A 25,688-nucleotide genomic window follows, 5' to 3' on the forward strand; every position below is an offset into this window, starting at 1 on the left:
GGTGAGTCTCGTCATGAGGGGAGGATGCTCAGCGTTGCAGCAGCCCTCGGTCGGCCAGGTTGCGCATCAGCGCGCCGACGCCAAAGCGCCAGGGGGCGGCCTGGTCGCTGGTGGTGACCTGGTTGTGCAAGGCGCCCAGCAGCGGGCTGCTGATGCTTACCAGGTCGCCCGGGTTGTGGGTGAAACCGGCGCCGGGATGATTGCGGTCTTGCGTGGGGGCGAACAGGGTGCCGAGGAACAGCAGGAAGCCATCGGGGTACTGGTGGTTGGCGTTGAGCGTCTGCCGGACGAGGTCCTGCGGGTCGCGGCTGATCTGGTCCATCGAGCTGGTGCCGGCCAGCTCGAAGCCGTCCTCGCCTTGCACCTTGAGGTCGACCACGCACTGGCGGACCGCGTCCAGGTCGAAGCTTTCGTCGAACAGGCGGATGAACGGGCCGATGGCGCAAGAGGCATTGTTGTCCTTGGCCTTGCTCAGCAGCAAGGCGCTGCGGCCCTCGAAGTCGCGCAGGTTAACGTCGTTGCCCAGGGTCGCGCCGTGGATGCGACCGCGGCTGTCGACCGCCAGCACCACTTCAGGCTCGGGATTGTTCCACTGCGACCCCGGGTGCACGCCGATCAGGTTGCCGCTGCCGACGGCCGCGAGGATCGGGGCCTTGGTGAACACTTCGGCATCCGGGCCGATGCCCACTTCCAGGTACTGCGACCACATGCCTTGTTCGATCAGCAACGCCTTGAGCGCCATGGCCTGCTCCGACCCAGGCTTGACCGCTCGCAGGTTGTCGCCGATCACGGAGCGCACGGTGGCGCGCACCGCTTCGGCCTTGGCAGCGTCGCCACCGGCCTGTTCCTCGATCACTCGCTCGATCATGCTGGCGGCGAAGGTCACCCCGGCGGCCTTGATCACCTGCAGGTCCAGTGGCGCCAGCAGGTGGGGTTTGTCCGCCGTGGCATGGGGGCCGGTGTTCGCCAGCAGTTCCTCGACGCTGGCGATATAGGTGCCCGGCGTGCCGCGCAACGCTTGCAGCGGATCGTCGCTCTCGAGCAGTTCGCTGAGGGTGGCGAAGCGTTGCGACAGGTCGAACACGCCATCGGCGCGCAGCACGATCGGCGAGGGGCCTGCGATGTTTCCCGGGACCCAGGCGCGGCCGATCAAGGTTCCAGCGAGGCCATCGGAGGGCAGGGTGTTGGCAGGGGTGAGGGTCAGCGGCATGTCATGGAGTTCCTGGTCCGTAAAAGCTGCACGCTAGGTAAGGCTGGCGATAAACTCCAATGGCATCTTTTCACCATTCGATAACATCACGTTATTGCACTCAAGGCGGATTCCATGTCGGACCTTTCGTTTTCCCATTTTTGCAACTGGCTCAAGTTCCGCCATCTCGTCCTGATCGACACCCTCGGGCGCACCCGCAACATGCACTTGGCCGCGCAGCAGATGAACCTCAGCCAGCCGGCGATCAGCAAGATGCTCAAGGAGATCGAGAACTTGCTCGGCTTCGCCGTGTTCGAGCGCCAGCCGCGCAGCATGCCGCCCACCGCCCTGGGCGAGCAGGTAGTGCGCTATGCCCAGGTCGCGCTCAATGATGCGCGCAACTTCGTGGACCAGATCGGCAGCCTGCGCGAGGGTGGGCATGGGCACCTGAAGGTCGGCGGGATCTTCGCCGCCACGGCCGTGGCCTTGCCCGACGCCATCGTGCAAATCAAGCAGCGCTGGCCGTTGCTGTCGATCGAGGTGGTGGAGCAGACCAGCGACCACCTGATGGAGATGCTCGATGAGAAGATCCTGCACCTGGCCGTGGCACGCTTTACCGACGAGTCCCAGCGCCAGCGCTTCGACTTCCAGCCACTGGCGCCGGAGCCGTTCTGCTTCGTGGTCAACCATCACCACCCCTTGGCCGATGCCGGGGCCGCGACCTTGGAGCAACTGCTCGATTGGCCGTGGATCCTCTACCCCAAGGGCACGCCGATCCGTGGGCGTATGGAGCGCGCCTTCGCCGAGGCTGGCGTGGCCGTGCCGCGCAACACCATCGACACCATCTCCACGCAGACCTTCCTCAAGGTGCTCCAAGGCGGCCCGATGATCGGCATGCTGCCGCAGGCGATGGTCGAGCCGCACCTGCGCAGCGGTTTGCTGCGCATGCTCGATACGCCGCTGCACCTGGCGCCGCAGGACTACGGCATCCTCACCCGCAAGGGCGAACCGCTCGTCGGCTCGGCCCAGGAGTTCGCGCAGATCCTCATGGCCGACGCCCGCAAGGCCCGTGAGCGCGGCGACGGTTTTCGATAGCCAGGCGTTATCAATCGATCCACAAATGCCATTGGGAAAGAATCGCTTGCCTGCCTAGATTAGCGACCAGTCTTTCAATGAGTTCCAGGAGCGTCCATGACTCAATACGCTGGTCATAACTTCATTGGCGGTGCCCGCAGCGCCGCCGGCCAACTGACCTTGCGCAGCGTTGATGCCAGCACGGGCGAGGCGCTGCCGGTCGCCTTCCATCAGGCCACCGCCGAGGAAGTGGACGCCGCTGCCCAGGCTGCAGCCGCCGCGTATCCGCAGTTCCGCGCACTGGCGCCGCAGCGCCGCGCCGAGTTCCTCGACAGCATCGCTAGTGAGCTTGACGCCCTGGGTGAGGACTTCATCCAGACCGTCTGCCGTGAAACCGCGCTGCCAGCCGCCCGCATCCTGGGTGAGCGAGGCCGCACCAGTGGCCAGTTGCGGCTGTTTGCCCAGGTGCTGCGCCGTGGCGACTTCCTGGGCGCGCGCATCGACCGTGCCCAGCCTGAGCGCCAGCCGTTGCCGCGCCTGGACCTGCGCCAGTGCCGCATGGGGTTGGGGCCGGTGGCAGTGTTTGGGGCCAGCAACTTTCCTCTGGCATTCTCCACGGCCGGCGGTGACACCGCAGCGGCATTGGCCGCCGGTTGTCCAGTGGTGTTCAAGGCCCACAGCGGCCACATGGCTACCGCCGAACGGGTGGCTGAAGCCATCCTCCGCGCCGCCGAGCGCTGCGCGATGCCGGCAGGGGTGTTCAACATGATCTTCGGCGCCGGGGTCGGTGAAGCGCTGGTCAAGCACCCGGCGATCCAGGCCGTGGGCTTCACCGGTTCACTCAAGGGCGGCCGTGCCCTGTGTGACCTGGCTGCTGCCCGGCCGCAACCGATTCCGGTGTTTGCCGAGATGAGCAGCATCAATCCGGTGATCGTTCTGCCCCAGGCCTTGGCCGTGCGCGGCGAGGCCATCGCCCGGGAACTCGCGGCCTCGGTGGTTCTCGGTTGCGGGCAGTTCTGCACCAACCCCGGCCTGGTGTTGGGCACGCGTTCGCCCGAGTTCAGTGCTTTCGTCGAGCAGTTGCGGGCGCAGATCGCCGACCAGCCGCCCCAGACCATGCTCAACGCCGGCACCCTGCGCAGCTACGCCCATGGCGTGGCGGAACTCAAGGCGCACCCCCGCATCCGCCAGTTGGCAGGTGCCGAGCAACAGGGCAACCAGGCCTGGCCGCAGCTGTTCCAGGCCGAGGCGCAATGCTTGCTCGACGCTGATCCGCTGTTACAGGAAGAGGTCTTCGGGCCGACCACCGTGGTGGTCGAACTGGCTGACCGCGAGCAACTGCTCCAGGCCCTCCAGGCCCTCGGTGGCCAACTGACCGCCAGCCTGCTCGGTGAGCCGGACGACTTCGCCCAGGCCGCCGACCTGGTGGCGTTGCTGGAGCACAAGGCCGGGCGCCTGCTGGTCAATGGTTATCCGACCGGTGTCGAGGTCTGCGACGCGATGGTCCATGGCGGCCCGTACCCGGCCACTTCCGACAGTCGTGGCACCTCGGTCGGCACCTTGGCGATCGACCGTTTCCTGCGTCCGGTGTGCTACCAGAACTTCCCTGAAGCGCTGTTGCCAGCCGCCCTGCAGGATGCCAACCCGCTGAACCTGCTGCGCCTGGTCGACGGCCAGCCAAGCCGCGACCCGATCCACTGACTGCTGCACCACCGGGCGCCTGGCGCCCGGTGTCCGATCCATAACAACAATCAGGCATGCTCGACATGCCCAGGGGTCATACCAATGCACACCCACGCCTCACCGGCCCGCGATTCGGGCTTCGAAGACCGTACCTACCGCAAGGTCATCCTGCGCATCCTGCCAATCCTGCTGCTCTGTTACATGGCCGCCTACCTGGACCGAGTCAACATCGGTTTCGCCAAGCTGGACATGCTCAACGACCTGCAGTTCAGCAACACCGTCTACGCCCTGGGCGCCAGCGTGTTCTTCTGGGGCTATTTCCTGTTCGAGGTGCCGAGCAACCTGCTGCTACACCGCTACGGCGCACGCTTCTGGATTGCCCGGATCATGCTCAGCTGGGCAATCATCTCGATGGCCGTGGCCTTCACTGTACCGCTGGCCAAGCTGTTCCACATCGAAGCCAGCAGCATGTTCTATGTGCTGCGTTTTCTGCTCGGAGTCTGTGAAGCCGGGTTCTTTCCAGGTGTGATCCTGTACCTGAACTACTGGTTCCCGACCCATCGGCAAAGCCGCGTGATGTCGGGCTTTCTGATCGCCATGCCGGTCAGCCTGACCCTTGGCGGCGTGCTCTCCGGCTGGCTGATGACCAGCCTCAATGGCTGGCACGACATGGCCGGCTGGCAGTGGATGCTGCTGATCGAAGGCATCCCCTCGGTGATCATGGCGGTCGTGGTGTTCACTTGCCTGTGCGACAACATCGACAAGGCCCACTGGCTGTCGAGCGAAGAGAAGCAACTGCTCAAGGCCAACCTGCAGCAGGACAACCACGGCAAGGCCTCGCGCCTGAGCGAGGTGTTCTTCAACCCACGGGTCTGGCTGCTGGTGTTCATCCTGCTGACCTTCAATACGGGCTTCTACGGCCTGGCCTTCTGGATGCCCTCGATCATCCAGAGCGCCGGCATCACCAGCAGCCTGGAGATCGGCCTGCTGACCGCCATCCCCTATGGTGTGGCGGTGGTGGCCATGCTGCTCAACGCACGCCATTCCAATCGCACCGGCGAGCGCCGCTTGCACGCTGCGATCCCAGCTTTCATCGGTGGCTGCGGCTTGATCCTCAGTGCTTTCTTCGCCGACAACCTGGTGCTCTCGGTCATCTTCCTCAGTGTCGCCGCCTCCGGGATCCTGAGCCTGATGCCGATCTTCTGGACCTTGCCTGGCACCGTACTGTCTGGCGTCGCCGCCGCCGCCGGGATCGGCATGATCAACGCCATCGGCAACCTCTCCGGCTTCACCGGTTCGATGATCACTGCCGTGGCCGAAGACCTGACCGGCAACATCAACAACGGCACCTACGTGCTGGGCCTGTGCCTGTTCGCCAGCGGTTTGCTGATCCTGTCGATTCCAGCGGCGATGCTTGGCCGTGGTGACCGCGAGCCGGCCGCTGACCTCAAGCTGGAGACGGCATGAGCATTTGCATCCTGGGGCCTGTCCGATCGAGGAGTACCGATGAAAGCTGATCTGCTGATGCTGGCGCCGCTGCTCCCGGAATACGAGGCGCGGTTGGCCGAGCATTTCCACTTGGTTCGCGCGCACAGCCGAGCTGAACAACAGGCGTTGCTGGCCGACCATCCCCAGCGCTTCAAGGCGCTGGTCACCAACGGCGGGGAAGGCGTGGACCCGCAGCTCATGGCCGGTTTGCCGAGCCTGGCGCTGATCGCGGTCAACGGCGTGGGCGTCGACAAGATCGACATGGAGCAGGCCCAGGCCCGGGGCATCCGTGTCGTCACCACCGACGATATCCTCACTGATGCGGTGGCCGACCTAGCTGTCGGGCTGGTGCTGGCGCTGCTGCGTCAGCTTTGCCAGGCGGACCGCTTCGTCCGTGACGGGCGTTGGCGCGAGGGCAGCTTCCCGCTGCTGGGCACTAGCCTGCGCGGGCAGCGGGTCGGGATTCTCGGGCTGGGCAAGATCGGCGGGGCGATTGCCGAGCGCCTGCAACCGTTCGGGGTCAGCCTGGCCTACCACAACCGCCAGCCACGTCGGGATTGCCCCTATGTCTACCATGACGACCTGTGCGCGCTGGCGCAGGCCAGCGACATCCTGATCGTCGCTGCCGCCGGCGGTCCGGCGTCACGGCACTTGGTCGACGACCGGGTATTGGAGGCGCTGGGGCCTGCCGGGGTGATCGTCAACGTCGCCCGTGGCAGCGTGATCGATGAGGCGCAATTGCTAGCGCGCCTGGTCGACGGGCGGCTCGCTGGCGCCGCGCTGGATGTGTTCGAGCACGAGCCGCAGGTGCCCGACGCGCTGCTGGCGCTGGACAATGTGGTCCTGCAACCGCACCTGGGCAGCGCCACCCTGCAGACCCGCCGGGCCATGGCTGAATGTGTGGTGCGGGCGGTACTTGCGGGGTAAGCGGGACGACGAACAATGTTTTTTCGCCGACATCGGCTATCGTGAGGGCGGCCTCTTTTCCCGGATCAGTCGATGTCCAATACACGCTCAGGTGAGCGCTCCCTGCTGACGGTATTCCTGACCTTTCTGCGGTTAGGGGCGACTTCATTCGGTGGACCGATCGCTCACTTGGGGTACTTCCACCAGGAGTTCGTGACCCGCCGACGCTGGTTCAGCGAAAAAACATATGCCGACCTGGTCGCGTTGTGCCAGTTCCTGCCGGGGCCGGCGAGCAGCCAGGTGGGCATGGCAATTGGGCTGTCCCGCGCTGGCTATGTGGGTGCGCTTGCTGCCTGGGTTGGCTTCACCCTGCCTTCGGCGGTCCTGTTGATCCTGTTGGCACAGGGCGTTGCCGGTTACGCGGATCTGGCGCCGCCTGGTGTGCTGCATGGCCTGAAGGTGGTTGCCGTCGCGGTCGTCGCCCAGGCGGTGTGGGGCATGGCGCGCACGCTGTGTCCGGACAATCCGCGCATTGGCATCATGCTCGCGTCGGCCGGCTTGGCTCTGTTGGTGCCTGCTTCCTGGATGCAGGCGCTGATCATCCTGGTGGCGGGGGCTTTGGGCATGAGGATCTTCCGGCCTGGGCCAACCGATCCGCATGAGCCTTTGCCCATGCCCATCAGCCCGCGCGCAGGTAGGGTGTGGCTGGGGCTGTTCCTGCTTCTGCTGCTGGGTTTGCCCATTTCGGTGGCGCTGATATCAGACCCTGTGCTTGCCCGGATCGACGCATTCTTCCGTGCTGGATCGCTGGTCTTTGGTGGCGGACATGTCGTATTGCCGTTGCTGCAAGCTGAAGTCGTGACGCCGGGCTGGGTGGACAATGAGACTTTTTTGGCCGGCTACGGGGCCACCCAGGCGGTGCCCGGTCCGCTATTCACCTTCGTGGCCTTCCTGGGGGCGTCAATGCAAACGGGGCCGTCAGGCTGGGGAGGAGGGCTGCTCTACCTCGCCGTGGTCTTCGCCCCCTCGTTCATCCTGGTCTCGGCAGCGTTGCCTTTCTGGGAAGCATTGCGCCGTTATCCGAAGGCCCAGGCAGCGATGATGGGGATCAATGCGGGGGTGGTGGGGTTGCTGCTGGCTGCGCTGTATCAGCCGGTATGGACCAGTGCCATTTTCCAGGTCGAGGATTTCGGCTTGGCATTGCTGGCGTTCATAGCGCTGCAGTTTTGGAGGCTGCCGCCCTGGCTGGTGGTCCTTGCCAGTGCCGGGGCGGGTGGGTTGCTGCGTCTCTACACGGGTTGACGTAGCGGCCTGCGGCTCGATGTGTGCCGATGCACTCGAGTTCAAGCTGAAGCGCAGCTTTTCGCGTTTCGCTTTGTGCCAAAGCCGGCAACTCCTCACACGTCCTCGTGTCTTCAAGTTCCCTGAGCAAGGTGTAAATTTCGTAAATAAGATTTAAACTCATTTGAGAATCAATATATTTACGCTCCCTAGTGGCTACCCAAGTATTGCTTGAGGGCCAGTGGGCGTTGGCTTGCTGGCTCCGGGTCGGCTTTGCCTTAACGCTCATGATCGCTATGGAGATGTAACATGCAGTCCAGAACCTCACCCAACAGCCTGGCCTGGGCCTTTGTCGCGCTGGCGTCGCCCGCCATGGTCGCGGCCTCGGCGCAGGCCGATGAAGCGACGTCCAGTGAGGTGCTGGAGATGCCGGTCAGCGATAGTGCCCTGGTGATCGAGAACACCATGGTCACCGCCGAGCAGGAGGCGCGTCAGGCGCTGGGATCGTCGATCATCACCGCCGAAGACATCAAGCGCCGCCCGCCGGCCAATGACCTCTCCGACATCATCCGCCGCGAGCCGGGCGTGAACCTGTCCGGCAACAGTGCCAGCGGCGCACGCGGCAATAACCGCCAGATCGACCTGCGCGGCATGGGCCCGGAAAACACCCTGATCCTCATCGATGGCAAGCCGTCCAGCGCCCGCAACGCCGTGCGCTACGGCTGGAACGGCGACCGCGATACCCGCGGCGAGACCAACTGGGTACCGGCCGAAGCCGTCGAGCGCATCGAGATTCTCCGTGGCCCGGCTGCGGCACGCTACGGCTCCGGCGCCATGGGTGGGGTGGTGAACATCATCACCAAGCGCCCGACCGACGAACTCAAGGGTAATGTCAGCCTGTTCACCGTACTCCCTGAAGACAGCGCCGAAGGTGCCAGCCGCCGCGCCAACTTCAATCTCAGCGGCGGGCTGACCGATAACCTGGCCTTCCGCCTCTATGGCGGCCTGGCCAAGACCGACGCCGACGACCTGGACATCAACGCCGACCACGCCAGCAGCGCGCTGGCCGCAGGCCGCGAAGGGGTACGCAACAAGGACATCAACGGCCTGCTGAGCTGGAAGCTCAACGACGAGCACCGCCTGGAGCTGAGCAGTGGCTACAGTCGCCAGGGCAACATCTACGCCGGCGACACCATGAACAGCAACGGCGGTGGCGACATCGACCTGATCTCCAGCCTGTACGGCAAGGAGACCAACGTGATGCAGCGCAGCACCTACGACCTGACCCACCTGGGCGATTTCACCTGGGGGTCGACCAAGACTTCGCTGTCATACGAGTACGTGCGCAACTGGCGCTTGAACGAAGGTCTGGCTGGTGGCCCGGAAGGCGCTATCAACGATTCCGGCGCGGCCATGTCGCGCCTGCGTAACACCCGTCTGGCCAGCGAGGTCAACCTGCCGTTCGCCATGGGCGACACCGAGCACGTGCTGACCCTGGGCGGCGAGTACCTCTATGAAATGCTCAACGACCAGGGCTCGTTCCGTCCGCAGAGCTTCGACCCCTCGGGCGGCGGTGGTGATGTGATCGCTGGCTTCGACCGCAGCGATTCGAAGATGTCGGCCAGAAGCTACGCACTGTTTGCCGAAGACAATATCGTCATCGGCGACACCACCATCACTCCCGGCCTGCGCCTGGACCACCACGAAGAGTTCGGTGACAACCTCAGCCCGAGCCTGAACCTGTCGCACAAGCTGACCGACGAACTGACCGTCAAGGGCGGCATCGCCCGCGCCTACAAGACGCCGAACCTGTACCAGTACAACCCCAACTACCTGCTCTACAGCCGTGGCAACGGTTGCAGCTCGCAGCAGACCAACTCCGGGGGCTGTTACCTGCAGGGTAACGCCAACCTCGATCCGGAAATCAGCGTCAACAAGGAGATCGGCCTGCTGTACGACCGTGGCACCTGGCGTACCAGCGCGACCTACTTCCGCAATGACTACAAGAACAAGATCATCGGTGGCACCGACGTGATCTATGACATCAACGGTGGCCGTCGCGTGACCCAGTGGGAAAACGCTGGCAAGGCCCTGGTCGAAGGCGTGGAAGGCAACTTCTTCATCGAGCTGACGCCGTCGCTGGACTGGAACACCAACCTCACCTGGATGCTCAACAACGACAACCGCGACACCGGCGAGCCGCTGAGCGTGGTACCTGAGTACACCGTCAACAGCACCCTGGACTGGCGCGCCACCGAGAAGCTGTCGTTCCAACTGGCGGGCACTTACTACGGCAAGCAGAAGTCGCCGAAATACAACTACCGCACTCAGGAAAACTACGACGACGCCGCCCAAAAGGACGTCGAAGCCTACGGCCTGGTCGATGTCAGCGCCGGCTACAAGTTCAACGAGAACTATGACGTGCGCCTGGGCGTGAACAACCTGTTCGACAAGCAGATCTACCGTGGCGGCAATGCCAGCAGTGCAGGCGCCAATACCTATAACCAGCCAGGTCGCGCGGTGTTCGCCGCACTGAACATCTCGTTCTGACCTGCAAGCCAGGAGTTACCCGGCTGCCCTTGTTCGGTTGCGCATCGACCGAGCCAGGGCAGCTTTCTCGTGTGTGGACCGCACCGAACCCAGAAGCGGCAGACAAGCCGCCACGGTGGCCGGTCCCTGGATAGCCAAGGTGAAGCGTGACCTCACAATCAGCACAACCGGCAGCGCGCATCCTCGCCGTGGAGGATGACCCGCTGCTTGCCGTACACCTGGAGCGCCACCTGCGATGGCGCGGTTTCGACGTGACCCTGTGCCAGGGCATCGACGACCACGACACCCTGCAGGATTGGACGGGGTTCGACCTGGTCCTGCTCGACATTCTCCTGCCAGGGCGTGATGGCCTGCAGTTGCTGAGCGAGCTGCGCCGGCGCCACAAGGTGCCGGTGATCCTCATGTCCGCCCTCGGTGCCGAACAGGACCGCATCGTCGGCTTCAGCCAGGGCGCCGATGACTATCTGCCCAAGCCCTTTAGCCTGGCCGAGATGGACGTGCGCATTGACGCTGTACTACGGCGGGTCGCCTACGAGCGCGCCGCTGCGGCGAGCGGGGAGGGCGAGGCCACGCCCACGCGCAATGCCGGCCGCCAGGACATGCGTCTAGGGGCGGTGGTGGTCAGCTTCACACCGGTGGAGCACCGCTTGATGGCGCTGCTGCTGGCGCACCCGGACGAAGTGTTGAGCAAGCCCTTCCTGTACCAGCGAGTGCTGCACCGGCCCTATTCGCAACAGGACCGGGTGCTGGACATGCATGTCAGCCATGTGCGGCGCAAGTTGGCCGCCGCCGGCTATGGCGGGAGGCTGGAGACGGTCTGGGGCAAGGGTTATCGGCTGACGAGGGTGCCAGCATGAGGTTTCCCGGACGCCACTCCCTGTTATGGAAACTCTGCGGCCTGTTGATCGCTTTGTGCCTGTTGCTGATCTGGCTCAGCCGTTACAGCGGCGCGCATCTGGAGCGCCAGAGTTATCACTTGAGCCAGCAAGCGCAGCACACCTTGCGCGGCTATGCCGCCGAAGCACAGGCGGCGTGGCAGGGCGGGGGCCATGCAGGTGTCGACCGCTGGCTTGCCGAGATCCAGCACCGCGAAGGCGGCTGGGCACTGGTGATCGGTCCTGAGTTGGAATCGTTGAGCAGCCAGCCCCTGACACCTGCCCAGCAGCGCCATGTGACCTTCATGCGTGAGCTGGACTGGCCGATGAGCAAGCGCTCGACGGAGCTGCCAGCGATCAGCGTGCCGTTCCCCACGGCCCCTGGGCAGTTGGTGATCCAACTGCCAGCGCGCTTCATGCCGTCGATCTTGCCGCTGCTGGTGCAAATCCTGGTGCATGGTGTGCTGCCCGGCGTGCTGGCATTGCTCGCGGGTGTGATGCTGTACCGGGTGCTGATCGGGCCGCTGGCCCACCTGAGGGCCCAGGCCAATGCCTTGAGGGCGGACCGCCTGGCCACCCGGGTCGACCCGGTGATTACCCGGCGCCACGACGAACTGGGCGATCTTGGCCGAGCGTTCGACCACATGGCCGAACGCCTGGAAAAGACCGTCGTGCTGCAACAGCGCCTGCTCGCCGACCTGTCCCACGAGTTGCGCACGCCGCTGACGCGCCTGCATATGGCAGCGGAGAACGAAGCCGACAGCGAGGTTCTGCGCGAGCGTTTGCTGCGCGAGGTGCAGGGCATGCGCCAGTTGGTCGACGACACCCTGGAGCTGGTCTGGCTGGACAACGAGCGCCCTCAACTGCCGTCCGACACGGTGGAGGTGGATGCCCTCTGGGAAGTGGTGCGGGAGAACGCCTGCTTCGAGTCCGGCTGGCTGCTCGAGCAGTTGCCCACCGGGCTCGGCCCCGACTGCCGGGTGCGTGGCCACCTCAATGGCCTGGCCCAGGCCCTGGAGAACATCGTGCGCAATGCCATCCGGCATTCGCCGCTGGGTGGCCAGGTGCGCCTGGACGGGCGGCGGCACGCTGATCACTGGCACCTATGGATCGACGACCAGGGGCCTGGCGTGGCCGAAGCAGCACTGGAAAGCATCTTCCAACCCTTTACCCGGCTCGACGCGGCACGGCCGGGTGGCGATGGCTTCGGCCTCGGCCTGAGCATTGCCCGTTGCCGTGTGCAACTGCAGGGCGGCGAGCTCTGGGCCGAGAACCTCAACCCCGGGCTGCGCCTGAACCTGCGCCTGCCTACGGCATGAATACCTACAAGGAATCTTGGATGAACAAGACCGTACCTGCCTGGCTGTCGATCCTGTCGCGCATCGGCGCGGCGCTGTTCGGCGGCTATGCGTTCAGCTACGCGGCCACCGCCTTCCTGGCGCGCGTGCTGCCACTGTCGGCCAGCGACGCGGTGATCGTCGCCACGCTGCCGGCTTTCATTTTCTATACCGCCGCGATCCTTTGGGCATTCGCCAGCCGAGATGCTCTGCGAGCCTGGGCGCCGGTGGTTCTGGCCGGCCCGCTGGCCCTGGCCGCGTTCTGGCCGCAGGTGGGGAGCTTCTGAGATGAAAAAGACTTTCACCCAGTCCATGTCCTGGCTGCACACCTGGGCCGGCCTGATTTTCGGCTGGTTGCTGTTCGCCATCTTCGTCACCGGTACCCTGGCGGTGTTCGACAAGGAAATCGACCACTGGATGCACCCGGAGATCCCCCCGGCGGCGGTGACCCCGGCGCAGGCCACGGAGCGGGCCATCGCCTACTTGCAGGAACACGAGCCAACGGCCAGCAATTGGGGCATCAGCCTGCCGACGGAGCGCTCGCCAGGCCTGCGCGTGTCCACCGGCGACCGTCGCCATGGCGGCGGTGTGCAGCTCGACCCACAGACTGGCGAAGCCCTCGAGGTGCGTGAAAGCGTTGGCGGCAACTTCTTCTTCCGCTTCCACTTCACCCTCAACCTGCCGCGCAACTGGGGCATCTTCGTGGTCGGTGCGTTGGCATTGGTCATGCTTGCCGGGTTGGTCAGCGGGATCGTCATTCACAAGAAGATCTTCAAGGAGTTCTTCACCTTCAGGCCGAACAAGGGGCAGCGCTCCTGGCTGGACTTCCACAATGCCAGCGCGGTGTTGCTGCTGCCATTCCACTTGATGATCACCTACACCGGGCTGGTGATCTTCATGCTGATCTACATCCCGGCCGCCGTGGACACCTTGTTCGAGGGCGACACCCGTGCCTACTTCCAGGCCCAAGGCAATGCCCGCTTCGAGCAGCCACGCCAGGCAGCGAAGCAGCCAGGTCAACTGGTGGACCTGGCGCCCCTGCTGGCCCAGGCCGAAGCGCGTCTGGGACCGGTAAGCGGCTTGAACATCCGTAACCCGAACACCGCGGGTGCGCGGGTCGAGATCCGCCCGGAACTGGGCAACCGCATCGCGCTGAGCAAGGGCCAGGCGATGGTCTTCGACGGTATCAGCGGCCAACTGCTCAGCGACGTGCCCGAACTGCAACCGGCGCCACTGACCCAGCGGGTGATGGTCGGCCTGCACTTCGCCCAGTTCGGGGGCTATTTCATGCGTTGGTTGTACTTCCTCTGTGGCGTGGTCAGTTGCGTGATGATCGCCAGCGGCCTGGTGCTGTTCTGCGTCAAGCGTGGCCGCAAGTACGCCAGCGCCACGGCCGAAGCCTCGGCACGGCGCTGGTACCGACTGGCGGAAGTATTCAACGTCGCCTTTATCGCTGGCCTGTTGGTGGCCTGCATCGGCCTGCTCTGGGCCAGTCGCCTGCTGCCGGTGGAGCTGGCCCAGCGCGAGGCCTGGGAGGTGCGGCTGTTCTTCGGGGCATGGCTGTTGTCGTTCCTGCATGCCTGGGTACGCCCGGCGCGGCGCGCCTGGGCTGAACAGCTCGGGCTGGCAGCGGTGCTGTGTGGCGGGCTAGGAGTGCTGGGGGCGTTCACCGAGATCGCTGACCGCACGCGCATCGTCCTGGAGCTGAGCAGCCTGGTGTTGGGCGTTTTGCTGGCAGCGGCAGCCTGGCGCTGCGCGGTCTCTGAAGACGAGCCGGTAAAGCTGCGCTCGCGCGCCAAGATGATGGAGGCCAAGTAATGGTGATGATGTTCGTTGGTGGGCTGCTGTTTGCCTATAGCGGGATGCTGGGGCTCTGCCAGGGCCTGGAGCGGCATTACAAGCAGGTCTGGGGCAAACCCTGCGCCCTTTGGCAGCGCCGGGGTTTGCGGGCGCTGGGGTGGGGCGCGCTGGTGGTCAGCTTCCTGTTGTGCGTGGCGGCCTGGGGCTGGGCCATGGGGCCAGTCGGCTGGTTCGGCGTGATCTCCCTCGCCGGGCTGGTGCTGGTCATGCTGCTGCCTTACCTGCCGCGGCTAGCGGTTTGGTTGGGCGCGGCGGCGCCGGTGTGGGTGATGCTGTTGTTTATCTAGTCCCAGGTACACGCGTCGAGGCAAGCAGGAACCAAGCCGGTGCCTGGCATCTGGGGGCCGGCTGGCACAAACAGTCGCGGGCGTGTTACACCACACGCTGGTTGTTCAACGGCCACAGAAGGAGTGGTATCGCGGTGAAGGCTATTCGCTTGACCCTTGTCAGTCATGCCCGGACCCAGGCGCAGAAAACCGGAAGGTTTCACTGCCCTGACGACAGCATCCTGCCGGAGCAGGTACTTGTGCCGGTAGAGCCGGGCGTGATGCTGGTGACCGCACCGGAAGCCCGTGCGCGTGCGACTGCAGAGTTGTTGGGCCAGGTTGCGCAGGTCGATGAGCGGCTGGCCGATTGCAACCTGGGCCGTTGGCGCGGCGTGGCGTTGAAGCAATTGCAGGCCAATGATTCGGAGGGCCTGTCGTTGTGGCTGGCCGACCCGGCTGCCGCGCCCCATGGCGGCGAGTCCATCACTGAGCTGTGCCAGCGCATCGGTACTTGGTTGGCGGCGCAACGCACGCCGGGCGACTGGTTTGCCGTGACCCATCCTTGGGTCATCCGCGCTGCGATGATCGAGGTGCTTGGTTGCCCGCTGGCCGCTTTTCATCGCATCGATGTGCTGCCGCTCTCAAGGCTCGAACTGACCTTCAGCGGCCAGTGGCGGGTCAGGCTCGCATAGCCCACTTCAAGGCAAGGCTGCGTCGAGACCAGTAGGGGCGGGCGCGCCGTTTTTCAGAACGCCAGCTTGTAGCCGATCATCAGCAGCATCCCTGCCAAGCATGGGCGCAGCACGTTGTCGGAAATGCGTCCGGTCAGGTGGCTGCCCAGGTAGATGCCGGGCAGCGAGCCGAGCAGCAGGTAGCCGAGCAGCGACCAGTCCATGTTGCCCATGCTGGCGTGGCCCAGGCCGGCGACCAGGGTCAGGGGCACGGCGTGGGCGATCTCGGTACCGATCAGGCGACGGGTGACCAAGAAGGGATAGAGCAGAAACAGCGCAACGGTGCCCAGGGCGCCCGCGCCGATCGAGGTCAGTGAAACCATCACGCCGAGCACGACGCCGGTGAGTACGGTGAGGATGTTCAGGGTGCGGTCGCTGAGGTGGTAATGATCGCCGGCATGCTTGTTGGCGAAGGCCTGCAGGCGCGACTTGAACAGGATGGCCAGCGCGGTGAGCATCAGTACCACGGCCAGACCGTGCTTGATGACGGCGTTCAGCGCCTGGGTGTCGGCGTGCAGGGTGCTGAGGAACCACAAGGTCAGGGCCGCCGCCGGGACGCTACCCACGGTGAGCAGGCCGGTGATCTTCCAGTCGATGTTGTTGTTGCGGCCGTGGACCCAGACGCCACTGGCCTTGGTGATGGCGGCGTAGAGCAGGTCGGTGCCGACGGCGGTAGCCGGGTTGATGCCGAACCAGAGCAAGATGGGGGTCATCAGCGAACCACCGCCGACGCCGGTCATACCGACAATGAAACCTACAACCAGCCCCGCAATGGTGAAACCGAAAGAACCTACATCCATACGCTACTCGACGCCCAACATGCCCGTTATCGGATGGCAGCCAGCATAAAGGTTTTTTTATATCGAAATAGACTTGTTCGTTATTAGGTTATAACCAGATTTCAAGTGGGCATGGGAAACGAGACGCCGCGTTCAGCGATCGCTCATCACCACCATCACATAGGCATCCCCGCCATCCTCGCTCTCCGACAAATAGATATGGCCGACACTGCTGTCGAAGTAGGCCGTCTCCTGGGGGCCGATGCTCACGGCCTCTCCCGTCTCGAAGAGGATGCGCACGCGACCGCCGAGGACTAGGGCGAACTCCTGGCCGGGATGGCGGATGTAGTCGTCGAACTGGCCACGCTCGCGGGCGATGATGCGGGCGTAGGCCGGGGTCATCCGGCGTTCGGGAAAGGCGCCAGCGATGGGGTGGTAGTCATAGGTACCGGTGCTGTAGCCGGGCGCTGCCGGGAGTGAGTCGACCACCACCGTCGTCGGTGCTGGTGCGCCGGCTGGGCCGCTGGCGCGGAACAGCTGGGCGATGTCCAGGTTCAGCGCGCGGGCTGCGGCAGCCAGCTTCTCGTAGCTCACCGCGACTTGCGCCAGCTCCATCTTCGACAGGGTCGAAACCGGTACGCCACTGATTTCGGACAGTTGCTTGAGCGTCAATTGTCGGGCCTTGCGCACCTGGCGCAGACGTGCACCGACCTCGCCCCGGTCGAGCAAGGGCAGGGTGCCTGGGCGGTCGGCGGCGGGGGAGCGGTCGGCGGGCATCGGGGGTCTCATCGGCAGGTTCGGTCGCGCATCTTACCGTGGGCGCTTGCTTATTTAGAAATTCTCATATATTAGAATTCTCACAAATGATAATTTCTCTGCGGCAGGTGCGCGCATGGCAGAAACTTACGACATCGTGATTATTGGCGCTGGCATTGCCGGCGCCTCGCTGGGCTATCGGCTGGCCGGCCAGCGCCGGGTACTATTGCTCGAGCGTGAAGAGCAACCTGGGTATCACTCCACCGGACGCTCGGCGGCCATGTTCATGGAAGCCTACGGCACACCGCAGATCCAGGCGTTGACCCGTGCCAGCCGGGCCTTCTACGAGCAACCACCGTCCGGCTTCTGTGATCATGCGCTGCTCGAGCCGCGGGGTTGCCTCTATGTCGCCACCCAGGAGCAGCAAGACCTGCTCGACAACACCTATGCACAGAACCTGGCCAACGGCACCGAGGTCAGCCTGCTCGATGCCGAGGCGGCCCTGGCGTTGGTGCCGAGCCTGCGTGGCGAGGTACTGGCCGGCGCGGTGCATGAGCCCGGGGCCATGGATCTGGACGTGCACGCCCTGCACCAGGGGTTTCTGCGCGGCTATCGCCAGGCCGGCGGCGAGCTGCGTTGCAACGCGCAGCTGGTGCAAGGGCAGCATGCCGAGGGGGGCTGGCAGTTGACCCTGGCCGATGGCAGCCAGGTCCAGGCCCGGCAACTGGTCAACGCTGCTGGCGCCTGGGCCGACCAGGTCGCCGGACTCTGCGGGGTCGCACCGGTTGGCCTGCAACCTTGTCGGCGCAGCGCGTTCACCTTTCCCGGCCCTCAGGACCAAGCCTTCAACCAATGGCCGGCGGTGATCGGCGTGGACGAGAGCTTCTACTTCAAGCCCGATGCTGGCCAGTTGCTTGGCTCACCGGCCAACGCGGACCCGGTCGAGCCCCAGGACGCCGCCCCTGAAGAGCTGGATGTGGCGCTGGGCATCTACAACATCGAAGCCATCACCCATCTGCAGATCCGCCGTCCCAGCCACACTTGGGCCGGGCTGCGCTCGTTCGTCGCCGACGGTGACCTGGTGATCGGCTTCGATCCGCAGCAGCCGGCCTTCTTCTGGCTGGCGGCCCAGGGTGGCTACGGCATCCAGTCGGCAGCCGGGGCTTCGCAGCTGGCTTGCGACCTGTTGCTCGAGCAACCGCTGTCTCCACATCTCATCGCCCAAGGGGTCGAGCCGCAGCGCCTGTCCCCGGCACGTTTTCATCAACCCTGAAAGGACCTTCCCATGACAGCTTCCATCGAGCGTTTCCCCAGCAGCCTGCCGTTTCCCTTCTCCCGCGCGGTCAAGGCCGGCGGCTTCCTGTTCCTCTCCGGCCAGGTGCCGATGAGCGCTGAGGGGGAGGTGGTGCGCGGTGATATCCAGGCCCAGACCCATGCCGTGTTCGAACGTATCGGCGAGAGCCTGGCCGCCTGTGGCGCGCGTTTCGACCAAGTGGTGAAGGCCACGGTCTGGCTCTCGAGCATGGAGCATTTCGCCGGTTTCAACGAGGTCTACAAGGCGTATTTCGGTGACGCGCTGCCGGTTCGCTCCACCGTCGCCTCCGCGCTGGCCCTGGGCGTGGACGTAGAGATCGAAGTGCAGGCCTTCGTCGGCGAAAACTGAGCACCGACGAGCGCCGCTCGGCCGGGTGACAACAACAAGAAGGCCCACCACAGGGCCACAAGCCAGAGGATTCGACATGCAAGAGCAACTGAAGATCGCCGGTGCCTTCATCGGCGTGATCGTGGGGGCGGGCTTTGCGTCCGGCCGGGAATTGTTGCTGTTTTTCGTCAACTTCGGCATCTGGGGCCTGGTCGGGGCGCTGGTCAGCGCGGCCTTGTTCACCTTTCTGGGCATGGCCCTGGCGGGGTTGGGTAACCGCCAGCGGGCGACCTCGCACAAGGATGTGATCCAGGCGATCTGCGGGCGCCAACTGGGGTTTTTCGTCGATTGGTTGATCACCTTCTTCATGTTCGCCGTCACGGTGGTCATGCTCGCCGGTGGCGGCGCCTTGCTCGAGCAGCAGTTCGGCGTGCCGGCCCTGGCCGGCAGCGTGCTGGTGACCCTGCTGGTGGTGGGGATCGTATGCCTGGACGTGCAGAAGGTCATCCTGGCCATCGGCGCGGTCACCCCCTTCCTGATCCTGGTCGCCACCGCCATCGCCCTGTATGCCGTCGCCACCCGTGGCCAGAGCTTCGCCGCCCTCGACCAGATTGCCCAGCAGCAGGAGGCCGGTACCCGGCATTGGTTGCTGGGCGCGTTTCTCTATGTGTCCTACAACGTGGTCGCCGGAGCGCCTATCCTGGCGATCCTCGGTGGTGCCGCACGGGGCGAGAAGACCGCGGTCTGGGGTGGTCTGCTTGGCGGCGCGGCCCTGGGCGGCCTGATGCTGGTGATGAGTGCCGGCTTGTTGTCGCGCCTGGACACGGTGGCCGACCTGCCCATGCCGATGCTGTCCATCGCCAATGAGGTCTCGCCCCTGCTGGGCGTGTTCATGTGCGTGATCATCTTCGCCATGATCGTCAACACGGCAGTGGGCACCTTGTTTTCCTTTCTCGCCCGCCTGCTGCCGGCGGGTACAGCGCGCTTTCGCTGGGGCTCGGTGCTGACCGGTGTGGTGGCGTTCGGTTGCAGCCTGGTGGGGTTCATCAGCCTGGTAGGCGAGGTGTATCCGTTCTTTGGCTATTTGGGCTTCGTGCTGATGCTGGCGGTGTTGCTGGGCTGGCTGCGCAGTAGTCGGGCCCGCCGTGCGGTTGCGCTGTAGGGGGCAAAGCGGCGGCGCGGGGGCTGCGCCGCCGCACCGCCTCAGATCCTGAAGCTGCCCACCAGTTGCTTGAGGCGCCCGGCCTGCTGGCTCAGGGCGTCGCAGTGGCGCAGGGTTTCGTTGAGGTTTTCCACCCCTTGCTGGTTGAGCACGTTGATCTGGGTGATGTCCAGGTTCAGGCTCTCGACCACGGCGCTTTGTTCTTCGGTGGCGGCGGCCACCGACTGGTTCATGCCGTCGATTTCGCCAATACGCTGGGTCACGCTGGTGAGGCGTTCGCCGGCCTGGTTGGCCACCTGCACGCTTTCTTCGCTGGAGACCTGGCTGGCGTTCATGTTGTGCACCGCCTCGCGCGAACCGACTTGCAGGGTGGTGATCATCTTGTGGATCTCTTCGGCCGACTCCTGGGTGCGGTGGGCCAGGTTGCGCACCTCGTCAGCGACCACGGCGAAGCCGCGCCCGGCTTCACCGGCGCGTGCCGCTTCGATGGCGGCGTTGAGCGCCAGCAGGTTGGTCTGCTGGGAAATGCCCTTGATCACATCGAGGATCTGGCCGATGTCGTCGGTGCTGGCGTTGAGCGCTTCGATCTGCTCGCAGGATTCGCTGATCTTCTGTGACAGCGAGGTCATCGAGGCGATGGTTTCCTCGACCACCTGACGGCCATCATTGGCCTGCTCGCTGGCACCGCTGGCGTGCTGCGAGGCGTCGGCGGCGTTGCGGGCGATTTCCTGGGTGGCCGCCCCCAGTTCATTGATCGCCGCCGCGACGCTGTTGGTGCGCAGGCTCTGCTCTTCGGAGCCGATGATCGAGGCGTTGGACGCGCTCATCACGCGCTCGGACAGGTCGTGTACCAAGCGCGTGGCCGAGGACACTTCGGTGATCGAGGCATGGATGCGTTCGACGAAGCGGTTGAAGGCAGTGGCCAGTTCGCCGAATTCGTCCTTGTTTTGGACGGCCAGACGGCGGGTCAGGTCGCCTTCGCCTTCGGCGATATCCTGCATGGCGCGGCCCATGGTGGTCAGCGGACGCATCAGCACCGGGATCAACAGGCCCAACAGGCCGATGATGGCGGCCACGGCGATGAGCATGGCAATGATGGCCGAGGTACGGAACTGGCTGAGGGCGGCGTAGGCCTTGTCCTTGTCGATGGACAGGCCGATGTACCACTGGGCTGAAGGCAGGCCGTTGACCGGGGTGAAGGAAATGATCCGTTCCTGGCCATTCAAGGTCACATCCTGCATGCCCGGCTCCACGCGCAGGGGAGTACCGGGGTAGATGTCCTTGAGGTTTTTCATCACCTGGTCCTTGTCCGGACTGACGATCACCTGGCCGTTGCGGTCGGTGAGGAAGGCATGGCCGATCCCGCCGAAGTCCACGGCATTGATGATGTCCACCAGGGTGTCCAGGCTCAGGTCGCCGCCGACTACACCGAGCAACTCGCCGCTGGCCTTGCTCTTGACCGGCATGGCGATGGTCACCACCAGGCCACCGACGGCGGCCTGGTAGGGCGGGGTGAGCATGGTCTGGTTGGCGGTCACGGCGGCGCTGTACCAGGGGCGCTGGCGGGGATCGTAGCCGTCGGGCATCTTCGCGTCCGGGCGCTGGGTGAACACACCGTTGGTCTCGCCGACGTAGGTGAACTGGAAGTTGTTGGTGTAGGAGGGCTGGTCGACCAGGGCCGGCAGGTGGTCGCCTGCGCCTTGTTGGGCAATATCCTGGGCGAGGTTCTCCAGAACCAGGATGCGCCCGCTCATCCAGTTCTCGACGCTGCTGGCGGTCAGGGAGCCGGCCTGGCGTACCGAGGACTCGATGTTCTGGCTGATGGTGTTGCGTTGCAGGTAATCGTTGTAGAGGGTGAACAGGGCGAATGCCAGGACCACAACGCCGCAGGCGCTGATCAGGATCTTGTGGCGAAATTTCAGGTTCATGTTTCGAGACCTTTGCCATTAGGGGGGGAACGCAAGGCGCTTGTGGCGATTGCGTGCCTGTCGATACGGGTATCGGCTGCGGCTGCAAAATATTGAAAGACTAATTGCCGTATCCGTTGGCCACTATGGCGTGGGAATGTAACCCGCTATTTCGCCGCCAGCAGACCCACCAGGGCCCGCGCCGCCTGCTGCAGCGGTTGTTGCTTGAGCCAGAAGGCATGCACCGGCAACTGCAATTCATTGCGCGTATTGCGAAAGTCCAGGCGCACCAGGCGACCGGCGGCCAGCAGCGGGGCGACCCGCGACAAGGGGAAGTCGCCCCAGCCAAGGCCCGCTTCGACCATTTCCATGGCCATGCCCAGGCTGTCGGTGCGCCAGTGGGCCGTGCCGATCAGCGAGCGGGTGTCGCTCAGTGGCAAGTCACGGCTACGCACCAGGATCTGGCGCACGTTGATCAGGTCTTCCAGGTAGCGGATCCGGCTACCCTGCAGTGCCGGGTGCTGTGGCGAGAGGGTGGCCACCAGCGATTCCGTGCCGATGTTCTGGAAGCTGCGCCGGGCGTCGACCTGCAGGCCGGCGAAAGCCAGGCACAGGTCGACGCGGCCGCTGTCCAGCAGTTGCAGGGCGTCTTCCTGGGGCGCGCTGAGGACTTCGATGTCGAGCAGCGGATGACGCTCGCTGAGGGTGCCGATCGCGGCCAGCAGCGGGGTGTGGTCGATGTCCGGCACCACGCTGATCGACAAGGTGCTTTCCAGCCCTTGGGACAGCTCAACGGCGTGCACTTGCAGTTGCCCCAGCTGTTCGGCGATCAGCCGTGCGTGCGGCTCCAGGGCGCGGGCCTGGGTGGTCGGCCGGGTTTCCCGGTGGCTGCGCTCGAACAGCGGGTAGCCCAGCTCCGCTTCGAGGTTGGCGATGGCCATGCTCACGGCTGAAGGCACCCGACCCAAGGCACGGGCGGCGGCGGAGAAGGAACTGTGGTCGAGTACGGCGAGGAACAGCTGGATGTTGTCGCTGGAAAAGTTCATGGCAATCTCCTATCAGTAAATCTGAAAGCTGCTGACTTTTTCTGTCAAGGAGATTGATGCATCCTTGCGCGCTTTCTTCGTCGTACAACCGAGGTAAACAAGGTGCAGGGACTCAAACGCAAGCTGGTCTACGTGACCGCCTATGAACTGATCGGCCTGTGCATGTCGACCCTGGGGCTGGCCTACCTGTCGGACAGCGCGCCCAGCAACACTGGGCCGCTTGCCGTGCTGATCACCACCATCGCCATGGCCTGGAACTTCATCTACAACAGCCTGTTCGAGCGCTGGGAGAGCCGCCAGGCCAAGCGTGGACGCAGTGTGGCGCGGCGGGTGGCGCATGCGATCGGCTTCCAACTGACCTTGGTGGTCTACCTGATCCCGCTGATCGCCTGGTGGCTGGATATGGGTTTGGTCGAGGCGTTCCTGGTTGACCTGGCTTTCATCATCCTGGTGCCCTGTTACACCTTCGTCTACAACTGGCTGTTCGACCGCATCTTCGGCCTGCCCAGCTCGGCTATGGCCACGGCCTGAGCCGGCTCAGGGCGCCTGGGCCGGCAGGCGGATCAACAGGGGCTCGCGGTTGGCGGGGGGCGCCGAGCTGGCCAGGAGGGCGTCCTCGATCTGCCCGGACAGGTAATAGACCCCAGACATTGCGCCGCTCTGGCGGTTTTCCATCAGCCCTTGCCATTCTTCGTTCAAGGCCACGTTGAGGATCACCCGCAGTTGCTCGACCATCTGCGGCTGTTCGCGGTCATGGCTCATCATGCCGACGCCGGCCACCGCCACCGAGATCATCGCCCCGGCGGCCTTGCCCACCGCTGCCGCCACGGCGCTGGCGGCACCGCGAGGGGCGAGGGTGGCGCCGAGCTTCTCGCTGGCACGTGCGGCCACCGATGACAGGCCGACCTGGGTCTGCCCGGGCGCTTTGCTGGCTTGGTCGCGCAGGTGCTGGCGCAACGCCGTATAGGCGGGCAGCCGCTCCAGTGGCTGGGCCCGCAAGAGTTGGTAAAGGCTGGCATTGCGGGCGTCGGGCGGGCCCAGGGCGATGGCCGGGATACGGTTGAGGCGTTGGCTGAACTGCTCGGGTGGGGCGCGGTAGCGCTTGATGATCGCCGGCAACTGCTGCCCGAACAGTTGCAGGTACAGCTCGGTAGCGCGGTCGCGGATGCCTTCGGGGTTGATCTCCTTGGCTACCGGGTCGATGACTCGCTGGTGGTATTGCTCCTGCAGGTACAGGGCCAGGCGCTTTTCCGCTGGTTCACGGCCTTCACCGCTGTTCATCTTGTACCAGGCGACCTTGAGGGTCAGCCACTGCTGGGTCCAGTAACCGGTGAACCACGGGATGAAGTCACTCTCTGTCCGTTGCTGTACGCGCTCCCTCCACACCCGCATGGAGCGCCGGGCATAGTCGTGTGCCGAGCCGGTGGCGCCCAGGGAGGCGCCTACCAGCTCGCGGTCGATCTGTTGCCAGGCGGCAGGAGGCAGGAGCACGGGAGGTGGTTCGGCGGCGCGCTGTTTGCTGGCGCAGCCGGCCAGGGCCAGGAGCAGGCAAGAGAGAAGGAGCACGAGACGAGGGTTCAAGAGCAGGCCCCCTGTGCAGAGGTTGGGGCGGTTACTTGAGTATAGGGGGCTGCCCACGACCGAGGCCGTGGGCTTTCACTTGCGCGGGCTCAGTTGGCCCGGTACACCGGCGTGTACTGTGCTAGGTACAGGCTTTCGCTAGGCTCGGCCGCCCTGATCCAGGTCGAGCTTGGCCTCGAGGTGGTCCAGGTGCTGGTGCATCAGCGCCAGCGCGGTCTCGCCGTCGCCTTCCTCGACCGCATCGATGATCGCTGCGTGCTCCTGCCAGGCGCAGTGGTCGCAGGTGTGGGATTCGTAGCGGGCGATGATCAGCGAGGTCATCGGCACCAGGCCGTTGAGAAAGCGTGCCAGTGGCGCATTGTTGGCTATCTGCGCCAGCTTGAGGTGGAACTCGCCACCGAGGCGGATCGCTGTGCAGCGTTCGCCCAGCTCATGGTGTTGGCGCTCACGTTCGACCAGTTGGCGCAGTTGACGGATCTGCGCCGGGCGCGAGCGTTGGGTGGCCAGGCTGATCAGGGTGGTCTCGGCCAGGCGGCGGGCGCTGAGGATCTGTTTCGCCTGTTCTGGATCGGGCGCGGCGAGGTGGGCGGTGTGGCTGGGGCGTTGGACCACCACCTGCTGGTCCGACAGCCGCCCCAGGACCCGGCGGATCACTGTGCGGCTGACCCCGAAGGCGTCGCCCAGGGCCTGTTCGGGCAGGGCGCTGCCTGGTGGCAGGCGCTGTTCGAGGATGGCGTCGAACAGGCGGGGGTAGATCTGCTCGGCCGAGAGCCGGGTCTCGCCAACGGCGAGCAAAGGGGGCAGGCAAGGGGCGGCTTGGGCGCAGGCGTTCATGGTCGCTCTCCTGGGGTCATTGGCCCGGATGATCGTCCGGGATGTTCAGTTCGATGCCCATGCGCAGGCCTTCCTGCAAGATGTGCCGGCGCATCTGGGCGCTGGCCTGGGCACTGTTCTTGTCACGGATGGCGCGCACCACCGCTTCATTTTCCGCCAGGCGCGCGGCCAGGTGCTCCGGCGAGTTGCGCAGCACCTCGGCGCTCTGCTTGAGGGCATTGCTGGTCTGCTGTACCACGCTCTGGAAGATCGGGTTGGCAGTCAGTGCGAACAGTTCTTCGTGGAAGGCGATGTAGGCGCTCATGCCGGCCTCGCTGTCCTCGGCGTCGAGGGCCTCGCGCATGTCCATCAGGGTCAGGCGCAGTTGACCGATGTCCTTGCTGCTGGCCGACTGGGCGACCAGGCCGACGATGAAGGGTTCGAGGGTGTAGCGCAGTTGCAGCACGTCGGCGAGGCTGGCCTGGGCGACGGCGTCCTGGCTGCGGGCGGGCTCCATGGCATCGTCGGCGTCGAGCACCAGCACGCCTTTGCCGGGCATCGAGCGCACCAGGCCGAGGGTTTCCAGCACGGTCACCGCTTCGCGTAGGCTGGGGCGGCTGATGCCCAGCTGTTCGGCCAGCTCGCGCTGGCCGGGTAGCATGTCGCCCGAGCGCCACTGGCCACGGGCCAGGGCCTGGCGGAGTTTTTCCACCACTGAGTTGACGACGGTAGATGAGCTGATCACGGTTCGCTCCATAGAGG

Annotated in this window: 24 protein-coding genes and 1 pseudogene; 16 read left to right on the forward strand and 9 right to left on the reverse strand. The window is 65.0% G+C overall.

Features of this window, described 5'->3' with window-relative positions:
- Positions 1 to 28: 28 nt before the first annotated feature.
- Positions 29 to 1,210 carry a fumarylacetoacetate hydrolase family protein gene (locus ACYU03_RS09075; protein ID WP_461889912.1) on the reverse strand — a complete coding sequence of 394 codons (1,182 nt, stop codon included), beginning with the start codon at positions 1,208 to 1,210 and terminating at the stop codon, positions 29 to 31.
- A 114-nt stretch (positions 1,211 to 1,324) separates the two neighbouring features.
- Between ACYU03_RS09075 and ACYU03_RS09080 the strand changes: the two genes are divergently transcribed.
- From ACYU03_RS09080 to ACYU03_RS09135, 12 genes are all read left to right on the forward strand, one after another.
- Positions 1,325 to 2,284, forward strand: a complete 960-nt coding sequence (locus ACYU03_RS09080) for a LysR family transcriptional regulator (RefSeq protein WP_461889914.1) — start codon at positions 1,325 to 1,327, stop codon at positions 2,282 to 2,284.
- 96 nt (positions 2,285 to 2,380) lie between these two features.
- On the forward strand, positions 2,381 to 3,964 hold the full coding sequence (locus tag ACYU03_RS09085; protein ID WP_461889916.1) for an aldehyde dehydrogenase (NADP(+)): 1,584 nt from the start codon (positions 2,381 to 2,383) through the stop codon (positions 3,962 to 3,964).
- Between the two features lie 84 nt (positions 3,965 to 4,048).
- Positions 4,049 to 5,413, forward strand: a complete 1,365-nt coding sequence (locus ACYU03_RS09090; protein WP_461889918.1) for an MFS transporter — start codon at positions 4,049 to 4,051, stop codon at positions 5,411 to 5,413.
- Positions 5,414 to 5,452: 39 nt separating this feature from the next.
- Entirely contained in the window at positions 5,453 to 6,361 is a 909-nt protein-coding gene (locus ACYU03_RS09095; RefSeq protein WP_461889920.1) for a 2-hydroxyacid dehydrogenase, read from the forward strand.
- A 72-nt stretch (positions 6,362 to 6,433) separates the two neighbouring features.
- Positions 6,434 to 7,642, forward strand: coding sequence for a chromate efflux transporter (gene chrA, locus ACYU03_RS09100; RefSeq protein WP_461889922.1), 1,209 nt, complete (start codon positions 6,434 to 6,436; stop codon positions 7,640 to 7,642).
- 288 nt (positions 7,643 to 7,930) lie between these two features.
- The gene (locus ACYU03_RS09105) at positions 7,931 to 10,171 is read left to right on the forward strand and encodes a TonB-dependent siderophore receptor (protein ID WP_461889924.1); all 2,241 of its coding nucleotides are present in this window, start codon (positions 7,931 to 7,933) and stop codon (positions 10,169 to 10,171) included.
- A 146-nt stretch (positions 10,172 to 10,317) separates the two neighbouring features.
- Entirely contained in the window at positions 10,318 to 11,028 is a 711-nt protein-coding gene (locus ACYU03_RS09110; protein WP_461889926.1) for a response regulator transcription factor, read from the forward strand.
- Positions 11,025 to 12,365 (forward strand): histidine kinase sensor domain-containing protein, encoded by a 1,341-nt coding sequence (locus ACYU03_RS09115; RefSeq protein WP_461889928.1) that lies wholly within the window; start codon positions 11,025 to 11,027, stop codon positions 12,363 to 12,365. Before ACYU03_RS09110 ends, ACYU03_RS09115 begins: the two co-directional genes overlap by 4 nt.
- 20 nt (positions 12,366 to 12,385) lie before the next feature.
- Positions 12,386 to 12,670 (forward strand): iron transporter, encoded by a 285-nt coding sequence (locus ACYU03_RS09120; protein WP_461889930.1) that lies wholly within the window; start codon positions 12,386 to 12,388, stop codon positions 12,668 to 12,670.
- 1 nt (position 12,671) lies between these two features.
- On the forward strand, positions 12,672 to 14,201 hold the full coding sequence (locus ACYU03_RS09125; protein ID WP_461889932.1) for a PepSY-associated TM helix domain-containing protein: 1,530 nt from the start codon (positions 12,672 to 12,674) through the stop codon (positions 14,199 to 14,201).
- A complete protein-coding gene (locus ACYU03_RS09130) occupies positions 14,201 to 14,530 on the forward strand; it encodes a DUF3325 domain-containing protein (protein ID WP_461889934.1) in 330 nt (109 codons plus the stop codon). The genes ACYU03_RS09125 and ACYU03_RS09130 overlap by 1 nt, the downstream gene beginning before the upstream one ends.
- 134 nt (positions 14,531 to 14,664) lie before the next feature.
- Positions 14,665 to 15,201, forward strand: coding sequence for a histidine phosphatase family protein (locus ACYU03_RS09135; protein WP_461889936.1), 537 nt, complete (start codon positions 14,665 to 14,667; stop codon positions 15,199 to 15,201).
- A gap of 53 nt (positions 15,202 to 15,254) precedes the next feature.
- Here ACYU03_RS09135 and ACYU03_RS09140 read toward each other — a convergent pair whose 3' ends face one another.
- Both ACYU03_RS09140 and ACYU03_RS09145 read right to left on the reverse strand, forming a co-directional pair.
- Positions 15,255 to 16,040: a sulfite exporter TauE/SafE family protein gene (locus tag ACYU03_RS09140; RefSeq protein ID WP_461889938.1), complete on the reverse strand. Its 786-nt coding sequence runs from the start codon at positions 16,038 to 16,040 to the stop codon at positions 15,255 to 15,257.
- A 132-nt stretch (positions 16,041 to 16,172) separates the two neighbouring features.
- Complete coding sequence (locus ACYU03_RS09145) at positions 16,173 to 16,796, reverse strand: helix-turn-helix domain-containing protein (protein ID WP_461889940.1); 624 nt, start codon at positions 16,794 to 16,796, stop codon at positions 16,173 to 16,175.
- Between the two features lie 115 nt (positions 16,797 to 16,911).
- Here ACYU03_RS09145 and ACYU03_RS09150 point away from each other — a divergent pair, with 115 nt between their 5' ends.
- The 3 genes from ACYU03_RS09150 (at position 16,912) to ACYU03_RS09160 (ending at position 19,579) form a co-directional block, all read left to right on the forward strand.
- Positions 16,912 to 18,048 carry an NAD(P)/FAD-dependent oxidoreductase gene (locus tag ACYU03_RS09150; protein WP_461889941.1) on the forward strand — a complete coding sequence of 379 codons (1,137 nt, stop codon included), beginning with the start codon at positions 16,912 to 16,914 and terminating at the stop codon, positions 18,046 to 18,048.
- Positions 18,049 to 18,060: 12 nt separating this feature from the next.
- Positions 18,061 to 18,438 (forward strand): RidA family protein, encoded by a 378-nt coding sequence (locus ACYU03_RS09155; protein WP_461889943.1) that lies wholly within the window; start codon positions 18,061 to 18,063, stop codon positions 18,436 to 18,438.
- Positions 18,439 to 18,514: 76 nt separating this feature from the next.
- The gene (locus tag ACYU03_RS09160) at positions 18,515 to 19,579 is read left to right on the forward strand and encodes a YkvI family membrane protein (RefSeq protein ID WP_461889945.1); all 1,065 of its coding nucleotides are present in this window, start codon (positions 18,515 to 18,517) and stop codon (positions 19,577 to 19,579) included.
- A gap of 41 nt (positions 19,580 to 19,620) precedes the next feature.
- Here ACYU03_RS09160 and ACYU03_RS09165 read toward each other — a convergent pair whose 3' ends face one another.
- The 3 genes and pseudogenes from ACYU03_RS09165 to ACYU03_RS09175 form a co-directional block, all read right to left on the reverse strand.
- Positions 19,621 to 20,406: a methyl-accepting chemotaxis protein gene (locus ACYU03_RS09165; protein ID WP_461891430.1), complete on the reverse strand. Its 786-nt coding sequence runs from the start codon at positions 20,404 to 20,406 to the stop codon at positions 19,621 to 19,623.
- 69 nt (positions 20,407 to 20,475) lie between these two features.
- Positions 20,476 to 21,507: pseudogene (locus ACYU03_RS09170) on the reverse strand (HAMP domain-containing protein); the annotation flags it as partial.
- Between the two features lie 146 nt (positions 21,508 to 21,653).
- Positions 21,654 to 22,532, reverse strand: a complete 879-nt coding sequence (locus tag ACYU03_RS09175) for a LysR family transcriptional regulator (RefSeq protein WP_461889947.1) — start codon at positions 22,530 to 22,532, stop codon at positions 21,654 to 21,656.
- Between the two features lie 102 nt (positions 22,533 to 22,634).
- Between ACYU03_RS09175 and ACYU03_RS09180 the strand changes: the two genes are divergently transcribed.
- Entirely contained in the window at positions 22,635 to 23,063 is a 429-nt protein-coding gene (locus ACYU03_RS09180) for a PACE efflux transporter (RefSeq protein ID WP_461889949.1), read from the forward strand.
- Positions 23,064 to 23,069: 6 nt separating this feature from the next.
- On the opposite strand, the gene ACYU03_RS09185 is transcribed toward ACYU03_RS09180, so the two are convergent.
- The 3 genes from ACYU03_RS09185 to ACYU03_RS09195 all read right to left on the reverse strand — a co-directional run bounded on the left by ACYU03_RS09185 (position 23,070) and on the right by ACYU03_RS09195 (position 25,671).
- A complete protein-coding gene (locus tag ACYU03_RS09185) occupies positions 23,070 to 24,113 on the reverse strand; it encodes a hypothetical protein (RefSeq protein ID WP_461889951.1) in 1,044 nt (347 codons plus the stop codon).
- Between the two features lie 138 nt (positions 24,114 to 24,251).
- A complete protein-coding gene (locus ACYU03_RS09190) occupies positions 24,252 to 24,947 on the reverse strand; it encodes a GntR family transcriptional regulator (protein WP_461889953.1) in 696 nt (231 codons plus the stop codon).
- Between the two features lie 16 nt (positions 24,948 to 24,963).
- The gene (locus ACYU03_RS09195; protein ID WP_461889955.1) at positions 24,964 to 25,671 is read right to left on the reverse strand and encodes a FadR/GntR family transcriptional regulator; all 708 of its coding nucleotides are present in this window, start codon (positions 25,669 to 25,671) and stop codon (positions 24,964 to 24,966) included.
- Between the last annotated feature and the right edge of the window lie 17 nt (positions 25,672 to 25,688).

Source organism: Pseudomonas sp. X10 (assembly GCF_054889225.1).

Bases quoted from the DNA above. Each gene is read 5' to 3' on its own strand.
- ACYU03_RS09075 (WP_461889912.1), bottom strand. From the start codon at position 1,210: ATGCCGCTGACCCTCACCCCTGCCAACACCCTGCCCTCCGATGGCCTC.
- ACYU03_RS09080 (WP_461889914.1), top strand. From the start codon at position 1,325: ATGTCGGACCTTTCGTTTTCCCATTTTTGCAACTGGCTCAAGTTCCGC.
- ACYU03_RS09085 (WP_461889916.1), top strand. From the start codon at position 2,381: ATGACTCAATACGCTGGTCATAACTTCATTGGCGGTGCCCGCAGCGCC.
- ACYU03_RS09090 (WP_461889918.1), top strand. From the start codon at position 4,049: ATGCACACCCACGCCTCACCGGCCCGCGATTCGGGCTTCGAAGACCGT.
- ACYU03_RS09095 (WP_461889920.1), top strand. From the start codon at position 5,453: ATGAAAGCTGATCTGCTGATGCTGGCGCCGCTGCTCCCGGAATACGAG.
- chrA (WP_461889922.1), top strand. From the start codon at position 6,434: ATGTCCAATACACGCTCAGGTGAGCGCTCCCTGCTGACGGTATTCCTG.
- ACYU03_RS09105 (WP_461889924.1), top strand. From the start codon at position 7,931: ATGCAGTCCAGAACCTCACCCAACAGCCTGGCCTGGGCCTTTGTCGCG.
- ACYU03_RS09115 (WP_461889928.1), top strand. From the start codon at position 11,025: ATGAGGTTTCCCGGACGCCACTCCCTGTTATGGAAACTCTGCGGCCTG.
- ACYU03_RS09120 (WP_461889930.1), top strand. From the start codon at position 12,386: ATGAACAAGACCGTACCTGCCTGGCTGTCGATCCTGTCGCGCATCGGC.
- ACYU03_RS09125 (WP_461889932.1), top strand. From the start codon at position 12,672: ATGAAAAAGACTTTCACCCAGTCCATGTCCTGGCTGCACACCTGGGCC.
- ACYU03_RS09130 (WP_461889934.1), top strand. From the start codon at position 14,201: ATGGTGATGATGTTCGTTGGTGGGCTGCTGTTTGCCTATAGCGGGATG.
- ACYU03_RS09140 (WP_461889938.1), bottom strand. From the start codon at position 16,040: ATGGATGTAGGTTCTTTCGGTTTCACCATTGCGGGGCTGGTTGTAGGT.
- ACYU03_RS09145 (WP_461889940.1), bottom strand. From the start codon at position 16,796: ATGCCCGCCGACCGCTCCCCCGCCGCCGACCGCCCAGGCACCCTGCCC.
- ACYU03_RS09150 (WP_461889941.1), top strand. From the start codon at position 16,912: ATGGCAGAAACTTACGACATCGTGATTATTGGCGCTGGCATTGCCGGC.
- ACYU03_RS09155 (WP_461889943.1), top strand. From the start codon at position 18,061: ATGACAGCTTCCATCGAGCGTTTCCCCAGCAGCCTGCCGTTTCCCTTC.
- ACYU03_RS09160 (WP_461889945.1), top strand. From the start codon at position 18,515: ATGCAAGAGCAACTGAAGATCGCCGGTGCCTTCATCGGCGTGATCGTG.
- ACYU03_RS09165 (WP_461891430.1), bottom strand. From the start codon at position 20,406: ATGAGCGCGTCCAACGCCTCGATCATCGGCTCCGAAGAGCAGAGCCTG.
- ACYU03_RS09175 (WP_461889947.1), bottom strand. From the start codon at position 22,532: ATGAACTTTTCCAGCGACAACATCCAGCTGTTCCTCGCCGTACTCGAC.
- ACYU03_RS09190 (WP_461889953.1), bottom strand. From the start codon at position 24,947: ATGAACGCCTGCGCCCAAGCCGCCCCTTGCCTGCCCCCTTTGCTCGCC.